Below are 18,791 nucleotides of genomic sequence, written 5' to 3'. Positions count from 1 at the left end.
GACCGAGGAGTTCCGTGGAGGCACCACCCCCCGGCGTCGGCCTGCCGGAGCTGCTGCTGCTGGCCACCCGCGTCGTGTTCGACCGCACCCACCGCCACCTCGACCGGGGCGGCACCACCCTGCGACCCGCCCACGGCTACACCTTCCAGCTCCTGGCCAGCACCGGCGGTGCCTCCGGCACCGAGGTCGCCGAGCACCTCGGCGTGACGAAGCAGGCCGCCGCCCAGCTCCTCGACGGCCTCGAGCGCGCCGGCTACGTCGAGCGCAGGCCCGACCCGCGCGACCACCGCGCCCGCCTCGCCGTCCTCACCGACACCGGACGGGCCGCCGTCTCCGCCGCCACGGCCGCCTGGGCGCAGGTCGAGGCGGAGGTGGACGAACTCCTCGGCGCCGACGGCGCGCGGGCGCTGCGGGCCGCGCTCACCGCCATCGCCCGGGACGGCGGCGCGCTGGAGACCCCGCTGCGCCTGCGCCCCGTGTGGTGACCCCGCCCGCCGGGCCCGTCGTGCCGGCCCGCCGGGCCTGCCTGCTCAGCGGTGCTCGAAGTACCGCGCCCGCTCCACGTCCGTGACCGCCGCGGCGTGGAACTCCACCTCCGCGCGCGCCGCCGACACCAGCGCGTCCACCAGGCCGTCGCCCAGTCCCTTGCGGGCGACCTCGCTGCCCTCCAGCAGGTCCGCCGCCTCCCCGAGGGACGCCGGCAGCCGCTGCGCGTCCGGGCCGGGTGCGCCGCGCACCGGCGCCGGCAGGGGCAGGTCGCCCTCCAGCCCGTGCCGCGCCGCGAGCAGCACCCCCGCCAGCGCCAGGTACGGGTCGGCGTCCCCACCGGGCACGCGGTGCTCCAGGCGCAGCGAGGGACCCGAGCCCACCAGCCGCAGCGCCGTCAGCCGGTTGTCCGGCCCCCACGCCACCGACGTCGGCGCGAACGAGCCCGGCCGCAGCCGCTTGTAGGAGTTCACCGTCGGCGCGAACAGCAGCGTCAGCTCCCGCAGGCACGCCAGCTGCCCGGCCAGCACCCGCCGCAGGAGCCCCGACTCCCCGTACCGGCCCCCGCCCGCCAGCACCGGCCGCCCGTCGGTGTCCCGCAGGCTCACGTGCAGGTGGCACGAACTGCCCTCGGCCGCATCGGGTTTCGGCATGAACGTCAGCGCCATGCCCTCCGCGGCGGCGATCTGCCGGGCGCCCGTGCGGTAGAACGCCGCGGCGTCGGCCGCGGCCAGCGCCTCGTCGTAGCGGAACACGATCTCGTACTGCCCCGGCGCGCACTCCCCGCGGGCGGACTCCAGCCGCAGCCCGGCCGCGGACATCTCCCGCCGCAGCCGCCGGGTCAGGGCGTCCATCCGCTCCATGCCCGTCAGGGCGTAGTCCACCCCGCCGCGCGTGGCGGGCGTCAGGCCGTGCCAGCCCGCGGCGGCCGCCTGCGCGTAGGACTGCGTGAACACCCGGAACTCCAGCTCGACACCGGCGAACGGCACCAGGCCGTGCCCGGCGAGGGCCTCCACCTGCGCGCGCAGCGCCTGCCGGGGCGCCACCCGCACCGGGGAGCCGTCGCGGTGCGCGGCGTCGGCCAGGACGAGCACCGTGCCCGGGTCCCACGGCAGCGGCCGCAGCGTCGCCAGGTCCGGCACGAGGACCATGTCCCCGAAACCGGTGCCCTCCGGGTCCAGCTCGCCCGAGCGCGCGGTCACCGCCATGCCGAGGTCCGTCGTCAGCAGGTACGTGCAGGCGCCGAACCCCGAGGCGGCGACCTCGTCGAGGAAGTACCGCGCGTCCAGGCGCGTCCCCTGCACCCTGCCCGCGAGGTCCGGCAGCGCCAGCACGACCTCCTGCACGCGTCCGGCCTCCACCTCCGCGCGCAGCGCCTCCGCGGTCAGCACGCCGCCACCGCCGGGAGCGCGGCGGGCGCCAGCGGGTTCGGGGCGGTGCCGTGCACGACGTCGGGGGCCGCGTCCCGCTCGGAGCGGTCGTGGAAACCGCCGCCGGTGAGGTGCTCGCGGTTCAGCGCGATGCGCTCCACCTCCGGCGCCAGCAGGCCCAGCCCGTCGAACTCCGCCGCCAGGTGCGGGTTCGCCGCCCGCCACCGCAGCAGCGCCTCGCGCACCAGTGCCCAGAACTCCTCCTCCGGCACGCCCAGGTGCTCCCCGGCCACCCCGGCGAGGAACCGGAAGTGCCCGGCGAACACCGCCGAGATGACGCTGTGCGCCAGCTCCGACAGGGGCCAGCGCACCAGCACCGCGTCCGCGCGCTCCGGCAGGCCCGGGTAGTCCCGGCCCGGCAGCAGGTTCACGTCCTCCGCGAAGTCCTTCACCAGCACCCGCGCGGGCACGTCCCCGGAGAACACCACCACCGTGTTCTCCCCGTGCGGGCAGAACGCCACCCCGTGCGCGGTCAGGCAGTGCAGCAGCCCCGGAAGCAGCGCACCGCACAGCCGCTCCAGCCACGCGCGCGCGCCGAGACCGGAGCGCGCGACCAGCTCCGCCAGCAGGGAGCGGCCCGCGGGGTCCACGTGCAGCAGGGACGCCAGCGACCGCGCCCGCTCCCCGGCCCGCAGGTGCGAGCCGACGTCCTCGCGCCACACGGCGCCCAGCAGCTCGGAGTACCGGTACGGCGCGTCGGGCAGCTCGTCGAGGACGTCGTGCCGCACGACGACGCTGGCGACCTCGCGCAGGAACCCGATCCCGGTCTCGCGCAGCGCCGGGTCCGAGGCGTGCAGGCGGCCGAGCCAGTCGCTGACGTCGGGCGCGGCGGCCGTGGCGGTGGTGCCCAGCCCGCGCCACACCAGCGTGTTGCGCATCAGCAGCGGGGTCTTGACGTCGCGGTGGGAGGCGGCGACGAGGGTCCGCACCGACTGCACCGGCCGGTACGCGGTGGGCGCCTCGCCCAGGGGCACCAGCCGCCCGGACGCCAGGTGCGCGGCGAACAGCGTCCGCACCACCGTCTCGTCCTGGTAGGGGTGCACGGGCAGCCACACGTAACCGGTGGGGTCCTCCACCTGCCCGGCGAGGCGGGCGCGGAACTCCTCCACCACCTCCGGGCCGAGCTCCTCGGTGAGCAGCCGTGCCGCGTCGAGACCGGGCACCGCCCGGGAGGAGGCGACCTCCGGGGAGGCGGCGTACCAGCGCAGCCGGACCTCCGCGCGGGCCTCGGGCGCGTAGCGGTCCAGGTCGTCGGCCGCGAAACCCAGCCGGCCCTTGTTGAGCAGCAGCACCGGGTGGCCCGTGAGGTGCTGCTCCAGCTCCGCGTAGCCGAGGTCGGCGAGGTCCGCGGCGGGCAGGCCGGTGGCGAGGATGCGCGCGTCGGCGGCGTGGGTGGCGGTGAGCTCCCGCACGACCTCCGCGGCGGTGGGGCCGTCGAGGCGGAGCACGGCGCGGGCGTCGAGGACGAGGCGCACCGGGTCCTCGGCGGGCACGGGGGAGGAGGTGGGGGTCTCGCGGGTGACCGAGGCGGCGTCCACGCGCCAGGTGCCGAAACCGCCGCGGCGGGCGGCGAACCGGTAGGTGACGCCCGCGGGCAGCAGGAGCTCCCAGCGGCCCGTGCTGTCGTAGGCGGGGCCGTCGGGGGTGGGTCCGTCGGGGGTGGGCACGAGGAGTTCCTCGTAGGAGAGCTCGGCCAGCGCCTTGGCGACGAGGGCGCGGCCCGCCCGGCGCCACGCGGCCGGCGCCGGAGGGTTCGAGGTGGCGATCGCCGCGGGGTTCCGGTCGGCGTCGGGGGCTGCGGCGGTGCCGGCCTGCCGGGGCACGGCGCGGTCAGCGGACGGGATCGAGGGCACGGGAGGTCTCCGGGGTCGGGTCGGGCTGGTCGGACTCGGACGGGGGTCCGGGAGCGCGCCGCCCGGCCACCGCGGCCGGTGCGGCGGGCACCAGGGCGAGCAGGGCGGCGGCGCCCAGCAGCGCGGCGCCGGCCGCCAGGGGGAGCGGCAGGGCCGCCGCCGCGGTGGCGGAGGCGAGGACGGGAGCGGCCAGCAGCGCCGCGGAGCGGGCCGTCTCCACGGCCGTGAAACCCGGACCGGACGTGCCGGCCACCGCGAACACCCGGCCGTCGAGGGCCACGGCCAGCAGCCCCAGCCCGGCGCCCAGGACGACGCGTCCCGCCGCCAGCGCCGGCAGCGACCCCGCCCCCACGGCCTGCACGAGGCACCCCGCGGCGGCGGCGCCCGCGGCCACGGGCAGCAGCCCGCGGGGCAGGGTGCCGGCCAGGCGGGCGGCCGCGGGCAGCACGGCCAGCGCCGCCGCCGACGGCAGGAGGAACAGCGCGGCCGCCGTTCCCAGCGACCCGCCGCCGGCCAGCACCAGCTCCGCGAAGAACGGCCGGCCCACGGACGTCCCGGTGTCCACGAGCACGGCGAGCGCCGCCACCAGCAGCAGGGGCCGCAGGGGAACCCGCCGCGCGGCGGGAACGGCGCCGGCCGGTCCGGGCGCACACGCGGAGGCCGGCACGACCCGCCACACCGCCAGCGCCAGCAGCAGGTCCGCGACGGCGAACGCCGCCAGCCCCAGGCGCGGCTGCGGCAGCGCGAGGATCCCCGCGCCCACCGCCGTCGCGACGACGGAGGCGACGTGGAACACGACCGCGTACGTCACCAGCGCGCCCGTGCGGGACCCGGGCCGGGACCCGCCCCCGGTTCCCGCGCGCCCGGCTCCCGCACGGCGGTCGAGGCGCCGGTCGGCGACGGCCACCAGCGCCGGGTAAGCCAGCACCAGGGAGCTGCCCGTGGCCACCACCCCCGCCGACAGGGCCGTGAACACCGCCAGGTCCGGCGCCACGGCCAGCCCGGCGTCGAACACCGCCGAGCCCAGCAGTCCCGCCACGAGCAGCCGCGGCAGCGGCCAGCGCCGCGCGGCGAGCCCCCACAGGGGGAGGGCCAGCAGCCCCGCCACCCGGCACGCCGTCAGGTACGCGCCGGTCCCACCCAGGTCCGCCGTGCCGAACAGCTCCCGGAACAGGGCGGGGAAGTACGGGGTCAGCGCGGTCTCCGCGACGAGCTGGAAGGCCACCACGAGCGCCAGCACCCCCGTCGCCGCACCCGCCCGCGCCGGGGCGCTCACGGCGCGCCGAACGTCGTGAAGGCGCCCTGCTGCGGGCCCAGCAGGTCCCGGCCCGTCACCGCGGACAGGATCCGCGCGCTGCGCCACGCCCCCAGCCCGAGGTCGGGGGCGCCCACGCCGTGGGTGTGCGTCTCGGCGTTCTGCACGTACAGCGCTCCCGGGACCCGCAGCGCCACCCGGTGCTCGCCGTCCACCCGGTAGCGGCCGCGCGCGTCGGTGTCCAGCACCTCCCGCAGCGGCTCCAGCAGCGCGGGCCGGCGCGCCGCGTACCCGGTGGCCAGCACCACCGCACCCGTGGCCACGTCGAACCCGCGGTCCTGCTGCACGTGCCGGCAGGACAGCACGTACCCCTCGCCGTCGGCGCGCGCGGACTCCACCGCCACCCCCGGCTGCAGCACCGCGTCGACGTGGCGGCCCCCGACGGTGCGCTCGTACAGCAGGTCGTACACCTCGGCGATCGTGGTGGCGCTGATGCCCTTGTAGAGCTGCCACTGCTCCGGGAGCAGGCCGTCGCGGGTTCCCTCCGGCAGGCCGCGGAAGAACTCCGCGTAGTCCGGGGTGAAGTGCTCCAGGCCCAGCTTGGAGTACTCCATCGGCGCGAACGCCGGTGTGCGCGTGAGCCAGCGCAGCGACTGCCCCGTCCCCGGCTGCGCCCGCAGCAGGTCCAGGAACACCTCCGCCCCCGACTGCCCGGAGCCCACCACCGTCACCGACGGCGCCTCCAGCAGCGCCGGACGGGAGGGCAGGTACTCCGCGGCGTGCACGACGCGCTTGCCCTGCAGCCCCGAGAACGCCTGCGGCACCACCGGTTCGGTGCCCACAGACAGCACCACCGACCGCGCCGCGCACTCCCGCGAGCGCCGCGTCACCACGTCGGTGACCGTGACCCGGAACGCCTCCAGGCCCGCGTCCCAGGACACGGCGTCCACCCGGGTCCCGAACCGGCAGCCCGGCAGCGAGGCCGCCGCCCAGCGCAGGTAGTCGTCGTACTCCGCGCGCGGCACCTGGAAGCGCTCCGCCAGGTAGAAGCGGAACAGCCGGCCCCGCTCGCGCAGGTACGACAGGTACGACCAGCGGCTCGTGGGGTCCACCAGCGTCACCAGGTCCGCGAGGAACGGCACCTGCAGCGTCGCGCCCTCCAGCAGCAGCCCCGGGTGCCAGGAGAACTCCGGTCGCTGGTCGAGGAACACCGCGTCCAGCTCCGGCACCCCGTCGGCCAGCGCCGCCAGGGACAGCCCGAACGGGCCGAGCCCCACCCCCAGCAGGTCGTGCACCCTCACCGGGCCACCTCCCGCAGCGGGTTCGGCACGGGCACGTACACCGACTGCGTCTCCACCGGTCCCTCCAGCTCGTCCCGCCCGCGCACGGCCGTCAGCAGGTTCGCCTTGCCCGGCAGGGTGTCCGCCTCCAGCAGCTGCTCTGCGGCGGCGGAACCCTCCGGGCCGCGGGCGCACCCGCGCAGCACCTCCGCGAGCACCCGCAGCAGGTCCTCCTCCACCGCCAGCCCCGCCCCGGCGAGCGCGCCCGCCACGGACAGCAGGCCGTTGACGCCGAGGTAGTACACGACCCGGTCGGTGACGAGGTCGTCGGCGAACACCAGCGGCACCCCCTCGCCCACCCCGGGCAGCAGCGCCTGCGCGCGCCCGGCGCGGGAGGCGGCGACGTACCAGCCCTGGTTGTCGCGGTACCAGGCGCGCTCGGGGACCCCGCCGGCGTCCAGGCCGACGAGGGTGTTCTGCAGGTGCGCCTCCAGGCCCACCCCCCACGCCCCGTGCAGCCACAGCAGGGGGCGGGCCACGGCGTCCAGCCAGCGCCGGTACCAGGTGGCGGTGGCCGCGTGCAGCGCCAGGCCCTCCCGGGCGGCGAGGCCCCGCACGAGGTCCGCGGCCACGGGCTCCCCGCGGTCGGGGCGGGCGTCCACGAGCGCACCGGCGCACGCCACCCGCTCGTGCGGCGCGAACGGCTGCTGCCGCACCACCGTGTCCAGCCCGACCGGACCGGCGGGGGAGTCCACGCCCACCCACGCCGGGTCCAGCACCAGGCCGAAACCCGGGTGCGCGGCGGCGAGGGCGGAACCCAGCCCGGCGCGCACGAGGGCGGCGGTGCGCTCGCCGAGGAGCAGTTCGGAGCGCACGTTCTCCCGGCGGCTGTTCGTCACCCGCAGCCCCAGGCTGAGCTTCAGCATCACCGGCGCGCCGGGGCGGGCGACGGTGCGCAGCGAGGACGTGGCCCACCAGTCGGGCCCGGCGGGGCCGAGGTCCACGAGGTCCCCGCGCCGCAGCAGCTCCGCCGCGCCGGGGCGCTGCGCGAGCCGCGCCGCCTGCCACGGGTGGGCGGGCACCGGCACGAACCCCGCGGGAAGGCCGGTCACGTCCCCCGCGAGTTCTCCCAGCAGCTCCGGCACGCCGGCACCGCCGGTGGCGAGCACGTGCGGGGCGGCGGCGAACCAGTGCAGCGGGAAGGCGCCGCGCGTCTCGGGGGAGTACCGGGCGTCCTCCTCGTCGGGCAGGCCGTCGCGGCTCTTCGTCATCGGGTGCCAGGGGTGCCCGGCGAGCAGGTCCTGCTCGGCCGCGAGCCACGCCGGGAGGTGCTGCGGGGCAGCCGGCCCGGCCTGCCGGGCCACGGCGTAGGCCGCGGAGCGCCGGGCGGACTCGGCGATGCGGGCGGCGGCGTCCGCGGCGTGCGCGGCGGGCAGCCCCGCGCGGGCCGCGGCCTCGGCGGTGAGCAGCGCGGCGGCGGCGTCCACGTCGAAGACGGTGCCGCCGGCGCCGCGGCACGCGCCCAGCTCGTGGGCCCCGCCCGGGGAGCGGCGCAGCACCTCCACGTCCAGGGCGCGCCCGGTCGCGGGCAGCTCCACGCGCAGGGTTCCGCTGCCGCGCACCGGGATCCCCGTCTCCCGCAGCCAGCAGCGCAGGAGCACGTGCAGGGCGCCGGTGCGGGCCCGCGCGGCGGCCGGTGCCGCCGCGTCCACGAGCGCGGTCACGCCGGGACCCGTCCGCGCAGGGCCGCGACCTCGGCGGAACCGGCGGCGACCACGAGGTCCAGCAGGGCGTCGACGTCGGCGGTGGAGGCGTCGGGGTTGAGCAGCGTCAGCTTCAGGTGGACCCGCCCGTCGACCTCCGTGCGGCCGACGACGGCGCGGCCCTCGCGCAGCAGGCGCCGCCGCAGCCGGGCGTTGAGCACGTCGGTGTCCTGCGGGGAGAGGCCGGGGAACTCCCCGAACCGGAACACCACGGTCGTCAGGACCGGCTCGGCGGTCAGGTGCAGGAACCCCGAGGAGCGCACGCGCCCCGCGGCGTGCCGGGCCAGCGCCGCGCAGGCGTCCACCCGGGCACCGAGCCCGGCCCGGCCCAGGGCGCGCAGCGTCACGGCGATCTTCAGCACGTCCGCGCGGCGGGTGGTGCGCAGCGACCTGCCGAGCAGGCTGGTGTACCCGGCGGCCTCGTCGTCGGCGGGGTTGAGGTACACCGCGCGCCGCTCCAGCGGGCGGAACGCCTCCGGGGTGCGGGTGAGGAGGACCCCGGCGGCGGCGGGCTGCCAGCCGAGCTTGTGCAGGTCCAGGGACACGCTGTCCGCCAGCTCCAGGCCGTCCAGCAGCGGCGCGAGGGCGTCGGAGAACAGCGCGCCACCGCCGTAGGCGGCGTCCACGTGCAGCCAGCCGCCGGCCTCGTGCGCGGCCTGCGCGAGCGGGCGCAGCGGGTCGATGCTGCCGAAGTCGGTCGTGCCCGCGGTGGCGACGACGACGGGGCGCTCCCCGGGGGGCGCGGCGGCCAGCTCGGCGCGCAGGGCCGCCACGTCCACCCGGCGCTGCGCGTCGACCGGCACGAGCACCGGCGCGGGCAGCCCCAGCAGGGTCGCGGCGCGCTCGACGGAGAAGTGCGCGAGGGCGCCGGTGTAGATCCGGACCGGGCCGGGCGCGGCGTCCCGGGCGAGCAGCAGCGCGGTGTACGTCGAGGCGGTGCCGCCGGTGGTGACGACACCGGTCCCGGCGGGCAGGCCGGCGAGGGCGGCCAGGGCGCGCACCACCCGATCCTCCAGCTCCGTCGCGGCGGGCGCCTGGTCCCAGGAGTCCAGGGACTGGTTCAGGGCGCTGGCGGCCAGGTCCGCGGCGACGGCCACGGGCAGCGGCGGGCAGTGCAGGTGCGCCGCGCAGGCGGGGTCGGCCGGGTCGGCGGACCCCGCCGCGACGGCGGTGACGAGGGCGGTGAGGGCGTCGGCGTCCCCGACGCCGTGCCGGGGCAGGACCTCGCCGCCGAGCGCGGTGTCGACGGCGCGGGCGACCTCGGCGGGGTCGCCCGCGGGGACGGGCCCACCGCGGGCGGCGCGGCCTGCGGCCAGGGCGTCGAGGCTCAGGCCCACCAGTTCCGCGAGGTCGCGGGTGTGCCCGCCGGTGCGACCGGCGGTCGCGTCGGGGTTCGCCCGGGGGGTTCCTCCGGGGGCGCTCACGCGCGGTGCTCCCGCTCGGCCGCGGCGATCGCGCCGGCGAGCCGGTCGAGCACGTCCCCCGCCTCGGCGTCCGTCATCACCAGCGGCGGCAGGAGCCGCAGGACGCTGTCGTGGCGACCGCCGAGCTCGACGATCAGCCCGCGGCGCAGGCACTCCGCCCGCACGGCCACGGCCAGTTCCGGTGCGGCGGGTCGCGCCCCGCAGGCGTCGGGCTCCGAGCCGGGCTCGACGAGCTCCACCCCGAGCATCAGGCCGCGGCCGCGCACGTCCCCGATGCAGCGGTGCTGGGCCTGGAGGTTCCGCAGCTCGGCGAGGAGCCGCTCCCCGAGGGCGGCGGCGCGCTCGGGCAGGCGCTCGGCGAGGACGTGGCGCAGGGTGGCGGCGCCCGCGGCCATCGCCAGGGTGGTGCCGCGGAACGTGCCCGTGTGGGCGCCGGGGGCCCACGTGTCGAGGTGCCCGGCGTAGACGACGACGGCCAGGGGCAGGCTGCCGCCGATCGCCTTGGACAGCACCATCACGTCCGGCTCGATCCCGGCCGCGTCCGAGGCCCACATCGTGCCGGTGCGGCCCACACCGGTCTGCACCTCGTCCACGATCATCGGGATGCCGCGCTCGGCGGTGGCACGGCGCATGCGGCGCAACCACTCCAGCGGCGCGGGGATGACCCCGCCCTCGCCCTGCACCGCCTCCAGCACCATGCCCGCGGGGGTGACGACACCTCCGTTGGGGTCGTCGAGGATGCGCTCGACGTAGGTGGCGGACACCTCGGCGGTGGCGTCGCCGCCCAGGCCGAACGGGCAGCGGTAGGCGTAGGGGTAGGGCAGGCGCACGGCCTCCGCCGCCACACCCGCCATCGGCGCCTTGGCGGCGGTCCCGCCCGAGGCGGCCAGCGCCCCGGCCGTCATGCCGTGGTACGCGCCGGTGAACGCGAGAACGCCGCCGCGGCCGGTGGCGGTGCGCACCAGCTTCAGCGCGGCCTCCACGGCGTCGGTGCCGGCGGGTCCGCAGAAGTGGACGCGGCCGCTGCGCGCGAGCCCGGGCGGCAGCGCCGCGAAGAGGGCGTCGGTGAACTCGTCCTTCTCGGGGGTGGCGATGTCGAGGGCGTGCCAGGGCGCGCCGCGGTCGATGGTGCGGCGCACCGCGTCGACGACGACGGGGTGGTTGTGCCCGAGGGCGAGGGTCCCGGCCCCGGAGAGGCAGTCGAGGTAGGTGCGCCCGTCCGCGCCGGTGACCGTCATGCCCTGCGCGGCGACGGGGACGATGCGGAAGGTGCGGGCGTAGGTGCGGGCCGAGGACTCGCGGGCGTCCTGCCGGGCGAGGACGGCGTCGGCGGGTGCGGAGGTGGTCTCCAGGGCGAGGGTCACCGGGCGTCCTCCAGGACGGGTTCGGGCTGTCGGGTGCGGGGTGCGGGAGGTTCCGCAGAAGTTTCCGGCGTGGTCGCCAGGACCTCGCGGGTGGCGGCGGGGTGGCCGAGGAACGCGGGCAGCGCGAACTCCCAGCCGTAGGCGCCGGCGCCGGGGAACACGACGAGGTCCCCGGCGCGGGCGTGGGCGACGACGTCGCGGGCGAGGACGTCCTCGGGGGTGCACAGCTCCCCGGCGACGGTGACGGGCACGTCGCGGGTCTCCGGGCGGGGCAGGCCCGTGGGCCAGCCCTCCACGGGCAGCACGGCGAGGGGGAGGGGGAAGTCCTCGGTGGCGGGCAGCGCGAACCCGGAGATCCCGCCGCGCACGAGGACGTAGGTGCTGCCGTAGGAGGTCTTCACGTCCACGACCTCCGCGGCGTACCAGCCGCAGTCGGCGACGAGCCAGCGGCCGGGCTCGAGGGCGACCTCCACCCCGGACGGCGGGCGCAGGGCGGCCAGCGCGTCGCCGAGCAGTTCCACGTCGAGGGCACCGGTGGCGTCGTAGTCGACGCCGAGTCCGCCGCCGACGTCGAGCCAGCGCAGGTCGGCGCCGGTGGCGGCGGCGGTGCGCGCGGCCCAGTCCAGGCACCAGGAGACGTAGGCGGCGTGGGCGGCGGCGTCGCGGTTGCCGCAGACGGCGTGGACGTGGAAACCCACGAGGTCCAGGCCGGGCAGGGACCGGGCGAGCTCCACGGCCGCGGGAACCTCGGGCTCGGGGACGCCGAAGGGGGTGGGGCGCCCGCCCATGGCCAGGGTCCCGCTGACGGCGACGGCGCGGGGGTTGACGCGCAGGCCGACGCGGACGCGGGTGCCGCGGCGCACCGCGAGGGCGGACAGGCGCCGCAGCTCCAGGGCGCTCTCGACGTGGACGACCTCGATGTCGTTGTCCAGCAATGCTTCCAGCAGTTCGGGGGATTTGGCGGGCCCGGCGGCGAGCAGGCGCGGGGTGCGCCCGGCCGCGGCCAGGACGGCCGCGGCCGTGCGGGCCTCCGCCGCGGAGGCGACCTCGAGACCGTCGACGCCGCCGGGCCCGGCCAGGGCGGTGAGGACGGGCGGGTGGCCGTTGGCCTTGGCGGCGAAGAACAGCGACGCCCAGGACGGCAGGGCGGCGCGCAGCGCGAGGGCCCGTGCCGCGGCCAGGGACGGGTCGTAGACGTAGCCGCTGACGGGCGAGCCGGTGAGCGCCCGCTCCAGCAGGTGCGCGCGCAGCCGCGCCGGGAGCGCGGTGGGGTCGAGGGCCCGCGCGCACGCGGTGCCCGCGCTCGTCGCCGGTCGCAGCACTCGCCCTCCAGAACTAAGGTCCGACTTACTTAGGACAGGCAGACCTTACTAGAGGGCAGAACGCGGTTTCGCGCGGCCACCGTGTGACCCGCGCCACGGCCCGCGGCGGGGCGGGGAGGTGGGCCCGGCGGCGCGACAGGGCTCGTCGCGCCGCCGGGGAACCGCCGGCGGGTCAGCCCGCGGTGGGGCCGTTCCAGTCGACGAGCTGCACGATCACCCCGTTGGGGTCGCGCACCTGGAAGGCGCGCTCGCCCCACTCCTCGGTGGTCAGCGGCATGGTGATCCGCACACCCTCGGACTCCAGGCGCGCCAGCTCGCCCTCCAGGTCGTCGACCTCGAAGGCGAGGATGAGCCCGGCGGCGTGCTCGTCGCGCTGGTCGGCGGGCAGGGTGGCCAGTCCCCGGCGCAGGTAGATGACGTGCATGCCGGCGTCGTCGCGGGTGAGCGAGGCGAAGCCGTCGGCGGCCATGCGCTCCTCGAAGCCGAAGTGGCGGGAGAGGAAGGCGCTGGAGGCGCCGACGTCCGCCACGTTGAGGGAGACGGCACTGCCGGTGATCTTCATGGGCACTCCTGTCGAGGATCGGAGCCCGTACATCGTACGGGCTTCTCCGTACAACGTACGGAGGCGCGCTGTGTTCCCGGCGGGCGAGATCCCTGCGCGCTGCAATGTCCTGTGACGCTCGGTACCCAAATGCGCCCGGAAGCGGTACGGTGCGGGCTCCACAGGGACAGCACGACGGGGTGCCCAGCGAGGGGATGGGGCATCCATGAGGCACGTCGTGCGCCGCGGACGGCCGGGCACCGCCGTGTGCCCGCGGCGGCCGCGCCCGCGTCGTCCGGATGTGTCGCGGGCCCCCCGTCGTGGCGTGTTCTCCCTGCCGAAAGGTTCGCTGCGGCAACGTCTTTCGGTGTTCCCCCGGTGTGCCGCGCGGAACCGCACGGAGGTGGCGAAGGGATTGCCTGCGCTGTCCTTCCCGGCGAACCCTCGCCGACGCCTGTGCCGCCGGCGCGTCGCGGACGGTTCCCGTCCGCTGAACCGTGTGACTCCCCTCACGTCCGCCTTGTCCGCGGCGGACGGACCCAAGAGCATTCGACGGCTGCTTCACGCGCTGCTCAAGGTTGCTGACGCTGTGACGTTCCGATGGCATCCCGCCCGACCACTCACCGGCACCTCCCGGCCCGCGCCGGGGGGTGCCGAGTCCTGAGTTCCGCCCGACCCGTCCGTGAAACCGTTCCTGAAACCGGAGGCCTCCATGCCGAAGTCCGTCCTCGTGAGTGGCGCGCGAACCCCGATCGGGAAGCTCCTGGGGTCCCTGAAGTCCTTCCAGGCCGTGGACCTGGGTGGCTTCGCCATCGCCGCCGCCCTGGAGAAGGCCGGGCTCGCAGGTGACCAGGTCGACCACGTCGTCATGGGCCACGTCCTGCAGGCGGGCGCGGGGCAGATCACCTCCCGCAAGGCCGCCCTCAACGCCGGGATCCCCATGCGGGTCCCCGCCGAGACGGTCAACAAGGTCTGCCTCTCCGGCATCAGCGCCATCGCCCACGCCGACCAGCTGATCCGCCTCGGCGAGGCCGACGTCGTCGTGGCCGGTGGCATGGAGTCCATGACCAACGCCCCGTACCTGCTGCCCGGCGCCCGCTCCGGGTTCCGCTACGGCAACCAGACCGTCCTGGACTCCACCCTGCACGACGGCCTCTTCTGCACCATCGAGCAGCGCGGCATGGGTGACGCCACCGAGGAGTACAACGCCAAGCTGGGCATCTCCCGCCAGGAGCAGGACGAGTTCGCCGCCCGCTCCCACGAGCGCGCCGCCCGGGCCGCCAAGGACGGCGTCTTCAACGACGAGATCGTCCCCGTGGCCGTGAAGCAGCGCAAGGGCGACGCCCTGCAGGTCACCGTCGACGAGGGCGTGCGCGCCGACACGACGGCCGAGACCCTCGCCAAGCTCCGCCCCGCGTTCGCGCCCGACGGCACCATCACCGCCGGTTCGGCCTCGCAGATCTCCGACGGCGCCGCCGCCGTGGTCGTCGTCAGCGAGGACAGGGCCCGCGAGCTCGGCCTGCCCGTCCTGGCCACCATCGAGTCCTACGGGGCCGTCGCCGGCCCCGACCCCTCCCTGCAGTCGCAGCCGTCCAACGCCATCCGCCGCGCCGCGCAGAAGGCCGGTGTGAGCGTGCAGGACCTCGACCTCCTGGAGATCAACGAGGCGTTCGCCTCGGTCGCGATCCAGTCCATGCGCGAGCTGGAGGCCTCCGCCGACATCGTCAACGTCAACGGCGGCGCCATCTCCATGGGCCACCCGATCGGCATGAGCGGCGCGCGGATCGTCCTGCACCTGGCGCTGGAGCTCCAGCGCCGCGGTGGCGGCCTCGGTGCCGCCGGTCTCTGCGGTGGCGGCGGGCAGGGTGACGCGATCATCCTGCGCGCCCCCTCCGCGTGAGCCGTCCCGACCTCCCGACCCCAGGCCCCGACACGGTTCCGCCGCGCACAGCGGCGGACGACAGAAGGAGTGGCACAGATGGCTGACATGACTGGACAGGTCGCGCTCGTCACGGGCGGCGTGCGGGGCATCGGCCGGGCGATCAGCGACCGGCTCGCCGCCCGCGGCGTGACGGTGGCCGCCGGGTACTCCCGCGACACCGAGGCTGCCAAGCGGTTCCTGGAGGACCACCCCGGCGCCTCCATCCACCAGGGCAACATCGGCTCCAGCGCCGACTGCGAGCGGGTCGTCTCCGAGGTCCTCGAGGAGCACGGCCGCCTCGACATCCTCGTCAACAACGCCGGCATCACCGCCGACAAGACGGTCCGCAAGATGACCGTGGAGGAGTGGGACCGCGTCGTCCAGGTCAACCTCTCCGGGGCCTTCTACCTCTCCCGCGCGATCCTGCAGCACATGCTGGACCGCAGCAGCGGGCGCATCATCAACATCAGCTCCATCATCGGCGAGTCCGGCAACATCGGTCAGGCGAACTACTCCGCCTCCAAGGCCGGTCTGTTCGGCCTGACGATGAGCCTGGCGCAGGAGACCGCCCGCAAGGGCATCACCGTCAACGCCGTCGCCCCCGGCTACATCAGCACCGACATGGTCGCCGCCGTGCCGCAGGAGGCGCTCGACAAGGTGATCGCCAAGATCCCCGTCGGCCGCCTGGGCACCCCGGAGGAGGTCGCGCGGGTCGTGGAGTTCCTCGCCGACCCCGAGTCGGCCTTCATCACCGGCCAGATCTACTCCGTCAACGGTGGGCAGTACATGTGAGCACCGACACCGGTACTCCCCAGTCCTCCCAGGAGCAGCCGCAGCCGTCCTGGCGCTCCTCCTACGACGAGTGGCGCGAGCGGCTCGAGGACGCGATCGACCAGGCCAGCAAGGGCATGCCCGGCGTCGACCTCTACAGCGAGCTGGACCCGGCCGCGTTCGGGCCGGCCCTGCTGGAGTTCGGCCAGCGGCTCGCGGCCAAGCCCGAGGAGACCACCACCGCGTTCTGGCGCTACGCCGCCGACGTGACGCAGGCCGTCACCGCCGGGGTCCTGCGGGCCACCGGCAAGGCGGCCGACGGCCCCGTCGCCGCGCCGCCGCGCGACAAGCGGTTCACCGACCCCGCGTGGGAGAGCAACCCCTGGTACTGGGCGCTGCGCCAGCAGTACCTCGCCCTGGAGAAGCTGTCCGGTGAGCTGCTGGACGCGGCGGACCTGGAGACGTCCCGCAAGGCGAAGACGGAGTTCCTCGTCCGCCAGCTCGTCGACGCCGCCGCGCCGACGAACACCGTCCTCGGCAACCCGGCGGTGCTGCGCAAGGCGCTGGACACCGGCGGGCAGAGCCTCGTCAAGGGCGCGAAGAACTTCCTGGACGACCTGGCGAACAACGGCGGGCAGCCGCGCCAGACCGTCCCCGGGCAGTTCACCGTCGGCGAGGACCTCGCCGCCACGCCCGGCAAGGTGGTCTTCCGCAACCACCTCATGGAGCTCATCCAGTACTCCCCGCAGACGGAGCAGGTGCGGGAGATCCCGCTGCTGCTCAGCCCGCCGTGGATCAACAAGTACTACATGATGGACCTCGCCCCGGGCCGCAGCCTGGTGGAGTGGGCGGTGCAGCGCGGGCTGACGGTGTTCGTCATCAGCTACCGCAACCCCGACGAGTCCATGAGCGGCGTGCAGCTCGACGACTACCTGATCAGCGGGCCGCGCCAGGCCATCGACGTGATCCAGGACATCACCGGCGCCGAGGCCGTGAACGTCATCGGCCTCTGCCTCGGCGGCACCCTCACGATGTCCACGCTCGCCTACCTCGCGACGGTGGGCGACCGCCGGGTGCGGACCGGGACCCTGCTCAACACGCTGGTCGACTTCTCCGAGCCCGGCATCCTCGGCGTCTTCACGGACGAGGCGACCGTGGACCGGCTGGAGCGCCGGATGGAGAAGACCGGGTTCCTCGCCGGCGGCGACATGCGCGCCACGTTCGACCTGCTCCGCAGCAACGACCTCATCTGGAACTACGTGGTCAACAACTGGCTGCTGGGCGAGGAGCCGCCCAAGTTCGACCTGCTGGCGTGGAACGCGGACTCCACCCGCATGCCGGCGCAGATGCACTCCTTCTACCTGCGCAGCTGCTACGTCGACAACCAGCTCGCTCGCGGTGTCATGGAGCTGGCCGGGCAGAGCATCGACCTCGGCGAGGTGACGGAGGACCTGTACTTCGTCGCGGCGGAGCAGGACCACATCGCGCCGTGGAAGTCCGTGTACAAGGGTGCGCGGCTCGCCGCGGGCGACGTGCGGTTCGTGCTGTCGAACTCCGGCCACATCGCGGGCGTCGTGAACCCGCCGAACCCCAAGTCCCGGCACTGGGTGCTGGAGGAGGGGCCGCTACCGGAGGACCCGGAGGAGTGGCGCGCGCGGGCCACCGAGCACCGGGCCAGCTGGTGGGAGGACTGGACCCCGTGGATCTCCGAGCGCTCGGGGGAGCTGCGGGAGCCGCCGCGCACGGGCAGCGAGCGCTACCCGGTCCTGGAGGACGCCCCGGGGACGTACGTCCACGGGCGCTGACCCCTCCGGCCGCGGCCGGTGGGACGCACGGACGCCGGGCGGGTGCGAGCGCACCCGCCCGGCGTCCGTGCGTCCGGGTGCGGGCGGCTCAGCCGTCGCGGCCGAGGAAGCTGCGGTAGACGCCGAGGAGCGCCTGGCGCTGCTCGGGGGTGAGGGCCGGGTCGGCGAGGATCGCCTCCTCCGTGCTGCGCCTGGCCTGCGGGCCCGCGGAGCCCTCGGCGGCCTCGGGCGCCGGGGTGGGGGCGGTCCGGCCGCCGGGAGTGCGCAGGCCGGCCTCGGTGAGCAGGGCGTCGAAGGGGACGCCGAGCGCCTGGGCGATGGAGCCCAGCACCCGCACGGACGGCTGGTGCAGGCCGCGCTCGACCTGGCTGAGGTAGGCGTTGGACACCTTCGACAGGGTGGCCAGTTCGCGCAGGGACAGGTCGGCGAGCTGCCGCTGGGCCCGGATGAACGAGCCGAGGGCTGTGGTCTGCGTCTTCCACGGCTCGTTCAGGTCCACGCAGGGCACTGTAACCGCGCGCCGCCGAGGGGCGCTGTTCACCACGGCGTCGCCTGCTTGACGTCCCAAGCGATTGACGCACCACGCAACGCTGCGTAGTATTTCAAGCAGTGCGCACGACCCCCGCGCACCCCCGCGACAAGGAGATCGTGATGACCACTCTGCAGGAGCAGTACCTCCAGGTCGTTCAGCAGGGCCAGGAGGCCGTCCTCGAGGCCGTCTCCTCCTGGACCCGCACCGTCAAGGAGACCACCGGCAACCTCCCGCTGTACGGCGGGACCAACGGTGACGTCAACCCCACCCAGGTCGTCGACCAGACCTTCGACTTCGCGCACAAGCTGCTCTCCCTGCAGCACGACTTCGTCAAGGGCCTGTGGCTGCGCTCGCTGAACCTCGGCGAGGACCTGGCCAACAAGACCGCCGACTTCGCCAACAAGACCGCCGACGTGGCCGGCGGCCACGAGAGCACCGGGCTCTGAGTCCCTTCGCGGAACACCCCGCCGCAGCGCCGCACGGCGCTGCGGCGGGCCTGGAGAGGAACGGCTCGAACATGACCCAGACAACCCTGTGGTGGAGCGGTCCCCGCGCCGTCAGCACGCTGGCCACCTTCCAGGTGGCCTGTGCCGGCGCGGCCGCGGCGTCGACGGCCGCGGCGTACCTCCGCTGGACCGAGGTGACGGCCACCGCCGGCGCCACGTTCCTGCGCGTCGCGCTCGGCGGGGCCTCCGGCCGTCCCGCGGACGTGCCCGGCACCACCGTGGCGTTGCGCCCCGGTTCCGCCGTCGCCGTCCTGCCCGACCCGGCGGACCTGCTCCCCGCGCCCCGCGGGGCGGACCAGCAGGCCGGGCTCGAGCAGTCCCCGGACCTGCAGGCCGACACGGCCGAGGGTCTCGTCCAGGACGCCGTCGCCGAGGCGCTGCACGAGCACCTCGTCGACGTGGACACCAGGGCTGAGCGGGTCGAGGCTGAGCGGGTCGAGGCTGAGCGGGTCGAGGCTGAGCGGGTCGAGGCTGAGCGGGTCGAGGCTGAGCGGGTCGAGGCTGAGCGGGTCGAGGCTGAGCGGGTCGAGGCTGAGCG

General features: G+C 76.0%; 16 protein-coding genes. 6 read left to right on the top strand and 10 right to left on the bottom strand.

Annotated elements, in window-relative coordinates:
• Window positions 1-14 precede the first annotated feature (14 nt).
• Window positions 15-485, top strand: coding sequence for a MarR family winged helix-turn-helix transcriptional regulator (locus ACYQBY_RS13270; protein ID WP_459644319.1), 471 nt, complete (start codon window positions 15-17; stop codon window positions 483-485).
• Between the two features lie 45 nt (window positions 486-530).
• On the opposite strand, the gene ACYQBY_RS13265 is transcribed toward ACYQBY_RS13270, so the two are convergent.
• The 9 genes from ACYQBY_RS13265 to ACYQBY_RS13225 all read right to left on the bottom strand — a co-directional run bounded on the left by ACYQBY_RS13265 (window position 531) and on the right by ACYQBY_RS13225 (window position 12,739).
• Window positions 531-1,877: a glutamine synthetase family protein gene (locus ACYQBY_RS13265; protein WP_459644318.1), complete on the bottom strand. Its 1,347-nt coding sequence runs from the start codon at window positions 1,875-1,877 to the stop codon at window positions 531-533.
• A complete protein-coding gene (locus tag ACYQBY_RS13260; protein ID WP_459644317.1) occupies window positions 1,871-3,769 on the bottom strand; it encodes an IucA/IucC family protein in 1,899 nt (632 codons plus the stop codon). Before ACYQBY_RS13260 ends, ACYQBY_RS13265 begins: the two co-directional genes overlap by 7 nt.
• Window positions 3,747-5,045, bottom strand: coding sequence for a hypothetical protein (locus tag ACYQBY_RS13255; RefSeq protein ID WP_459644316.1), 1,299 nt, complete (start codon window positions 5,043-5,045; stop codon window positions 3,747-3,749). Before ACYQBY_RS13255 ends, ACYQBY_RS13260 begins: the two co-directional genes overlap by 23 nt.
• Window positions 5,042-6,325 (bottom strand): lysine N(6)-hydroxylase/L-ornithine N(5)-oxygenase family protein, encoded by a 1,284-nt coding sequence (locus tag ACYQBY_RS13250; protein WP_459644315.1) that lies wholly within the window; start codon window positions 6,323-6,325, stop codon window positions 5,042-5,044. The genes ACYQBY_RS13255 and ACYQBY_RS13250 overlap by 4 nt, the downstream gene beginning before the upstream one ends.
• The gene (locus ACYQBY_RS13245) at window positions 6,322-8,028 is read right to left on the bottom strand and encodes an IucA/IucC family protein (protein ID WP_459644314.1); all 1,707 of its coding nucleotides are present in this window, start codon (window positions 8,026-8,028) and stop codon (window positions 6,322-6,324) included. Before ACYQBY_RS13245 ends, ACYQBY_RS13250 begins: the two co-directional genes overlap by 4 nt.
• Complete coding sequence (locus ACYQBY_RS13240) at window positions 8,025-9,491, bottom strand: pyridoxal phosphate-dependent decarboxylase family protein (protein ID WP_459644313.1); 1,467 nt, start codon at window positions 9,489-9,491, stop codon at window positions 8,025-8,027. The genes ACYQBY_RS13245 and ACYQBY_RS13240 overlap by 4 nt, the downstream gene beginning before the upstream one ends.
• Complete coding sequence (locus ACYQBY_RS13235) at window positions 9,488-10,855, bottom strand: diaminobutyrate--2-oxoglutarate transaminase family protein (RefSeq protein WP_459644312.1); 1,368 nt, start codon at window positions 10,853-10,855, stop codon at window positions 9,488-9,490. The genes ACYQBY_RS13240 and ACYQBY_RS13235 overlap by 4 nt, the downstream gene beginning before the upstream one ends.
• The gene (locus ACYQBY_RS13230; protein ID WP_459644311.1) at window positions 10,852-12,177 is read right to left on the bottom strand and encodes an alanine racemase; all 1,326 of its coding nucleotides are present in this window, start codon (window positions 12,175-12,177) and stop codon (window positions 10,852-10,854) included. The genes ACYQBY_RS13235 and ACYQBY_RS13230 overlap by 4 nt, the downstream gene beginning before the upstream one ends.
• Window positions 12,178-12,349: 172 nt before the next feature.
• The gene (locus tag ACYQBY_RS13225; RefSeq protein WP_459644310.1) at window positions 12,350-12,739 is read right to left on the bottom strand and encodes a VOC family protein; all 390 of its coding nucleotides are present in this window, start codon (window positions 12,737-12,739) and stop codon (window positions 12,350-12,352) included.
• A gap of 691 nt (window positions 12,740-13,430) precedes the next feature.
• On the opposite strand from ACYQBY_RS13225, the gene ACYQBY_RS13220 reads away from it, so the two are divergent.
• From ACYQBY_RS13220 to ACYQBY_RS13210, 3 genes are all read left to right on the top strand, one after another.
• Entirely contained in the window at window positions 13,431-14,618 is a 1,188-nt protein-coding gene (locus ACYQBY_RS13220; RefSeq protein ID WP_459644309.1) for an acetyl-CoA C-acetyltransferase, read from the top strand.
• 78 nt (window positions 14,619-14,696) lie between these two features.
• Entirely contained in the window at window positions 14,697-15,431 is a 735-nt protein-coding gene (locus ACYQBY_RS13215) for a beta-ketoacyl-ACP reductase (RefSeq protein ID WP_459644308.1), read from the top strand.
• Window positions 15,428-17,215, top strand: coding sequence for a PHA/PHB synthase family protein (locus ACYQBY_RS13210; RefSeq protein WP_459644307.1), 1,788 nt, complete (start codon window positions 15,428-15,430; stop codon window positions 17,213-17,215). The genes ACYQBY_RS13215 and ACYQBY_RS13210 overlap by 4 nt, the downstream gene beginning before the upstream one ends.
• Window positions 17,216-17,303: 88 nt before the next feature.
• Here the strand turns inward: ACYQBY_RS13210 and ACYQBY_RS13205 are convergent, their stop codons facing one another.
• Entirely contained in the window at window positions 17,304-17,714 is a 411-nt protein-coding gene (locus ACYQBY_RS13205) for a helix-turn-helix domain-containing protein (RefSeq protein WP_459644306.1), read from the bottom strand.
• 152 nt (window positions 17,715-17,866) lie between these two features.
• Here ACYQBY_RS13205 and ACYQBY_RS13200 point away from each other — a divergent pair, with 152 nt between their 5' ends.
• A complete protein-coding gene (locus tag ACYQBY_RS13200; RefSeq protein ID WP_459644305.1) occupies window positions 17,867-18,193 on the top strand; it encodes a hypothetical protein in 327 nt (108 codons plus the stop codon).
• 471 nt (window positions 18,194-18,664) lie between these two features.
• A partial coding sequence (locus ACYQBY_RS13195) for a pentapeptide repeat-containing protein (protein WP_459644403.1) occupies window positions 18,665-18,791 on the top strand: 127 nt, incomplete at its 3' end.

The sequence above is a fragment of the Kineococcus anabasis genome (genome assembly GCF_054590795.1).
The sequence above is the reverse complement of the archived record's forward strand: the minus strand, read 5'-3'. Positions and strand labels throughout refer to the sequence as shown.

Bases quoted from the DNA above. Each gene is read 5' to 3' on its own strand.
- ACYQBY_RS13225 (WP_459644310.1), bottom strand. From the start codon at position 12,739: ATGAAGATCACCGGCAGTGCCGTCTCCCTCAACGTGGCGGACGTCGGC.
- ACYQBY_RS13220 (WP_459644309.1), top strand. From the start codon at position 13,431: ATGCCGAAGTCCGTCCTCGTGAGTGGCGCGCGAACCCCGATCGGGAAG.
- ACYQBY_RS13215 (WP_459644308.1), top strand. From the start codon at position 14,697: ATGGCTGACATGACTGGACAGGTCGCGCTCGTCACGGGCGGCGTGCGG.
- ACYQBY_RS13200 (WP_459644305.1), top strand. From the start codon at position 17,867: ATGACCACTCTGCAGGAGCAGTACCTCCAGGTCGTTCAGCAGGGCCAG.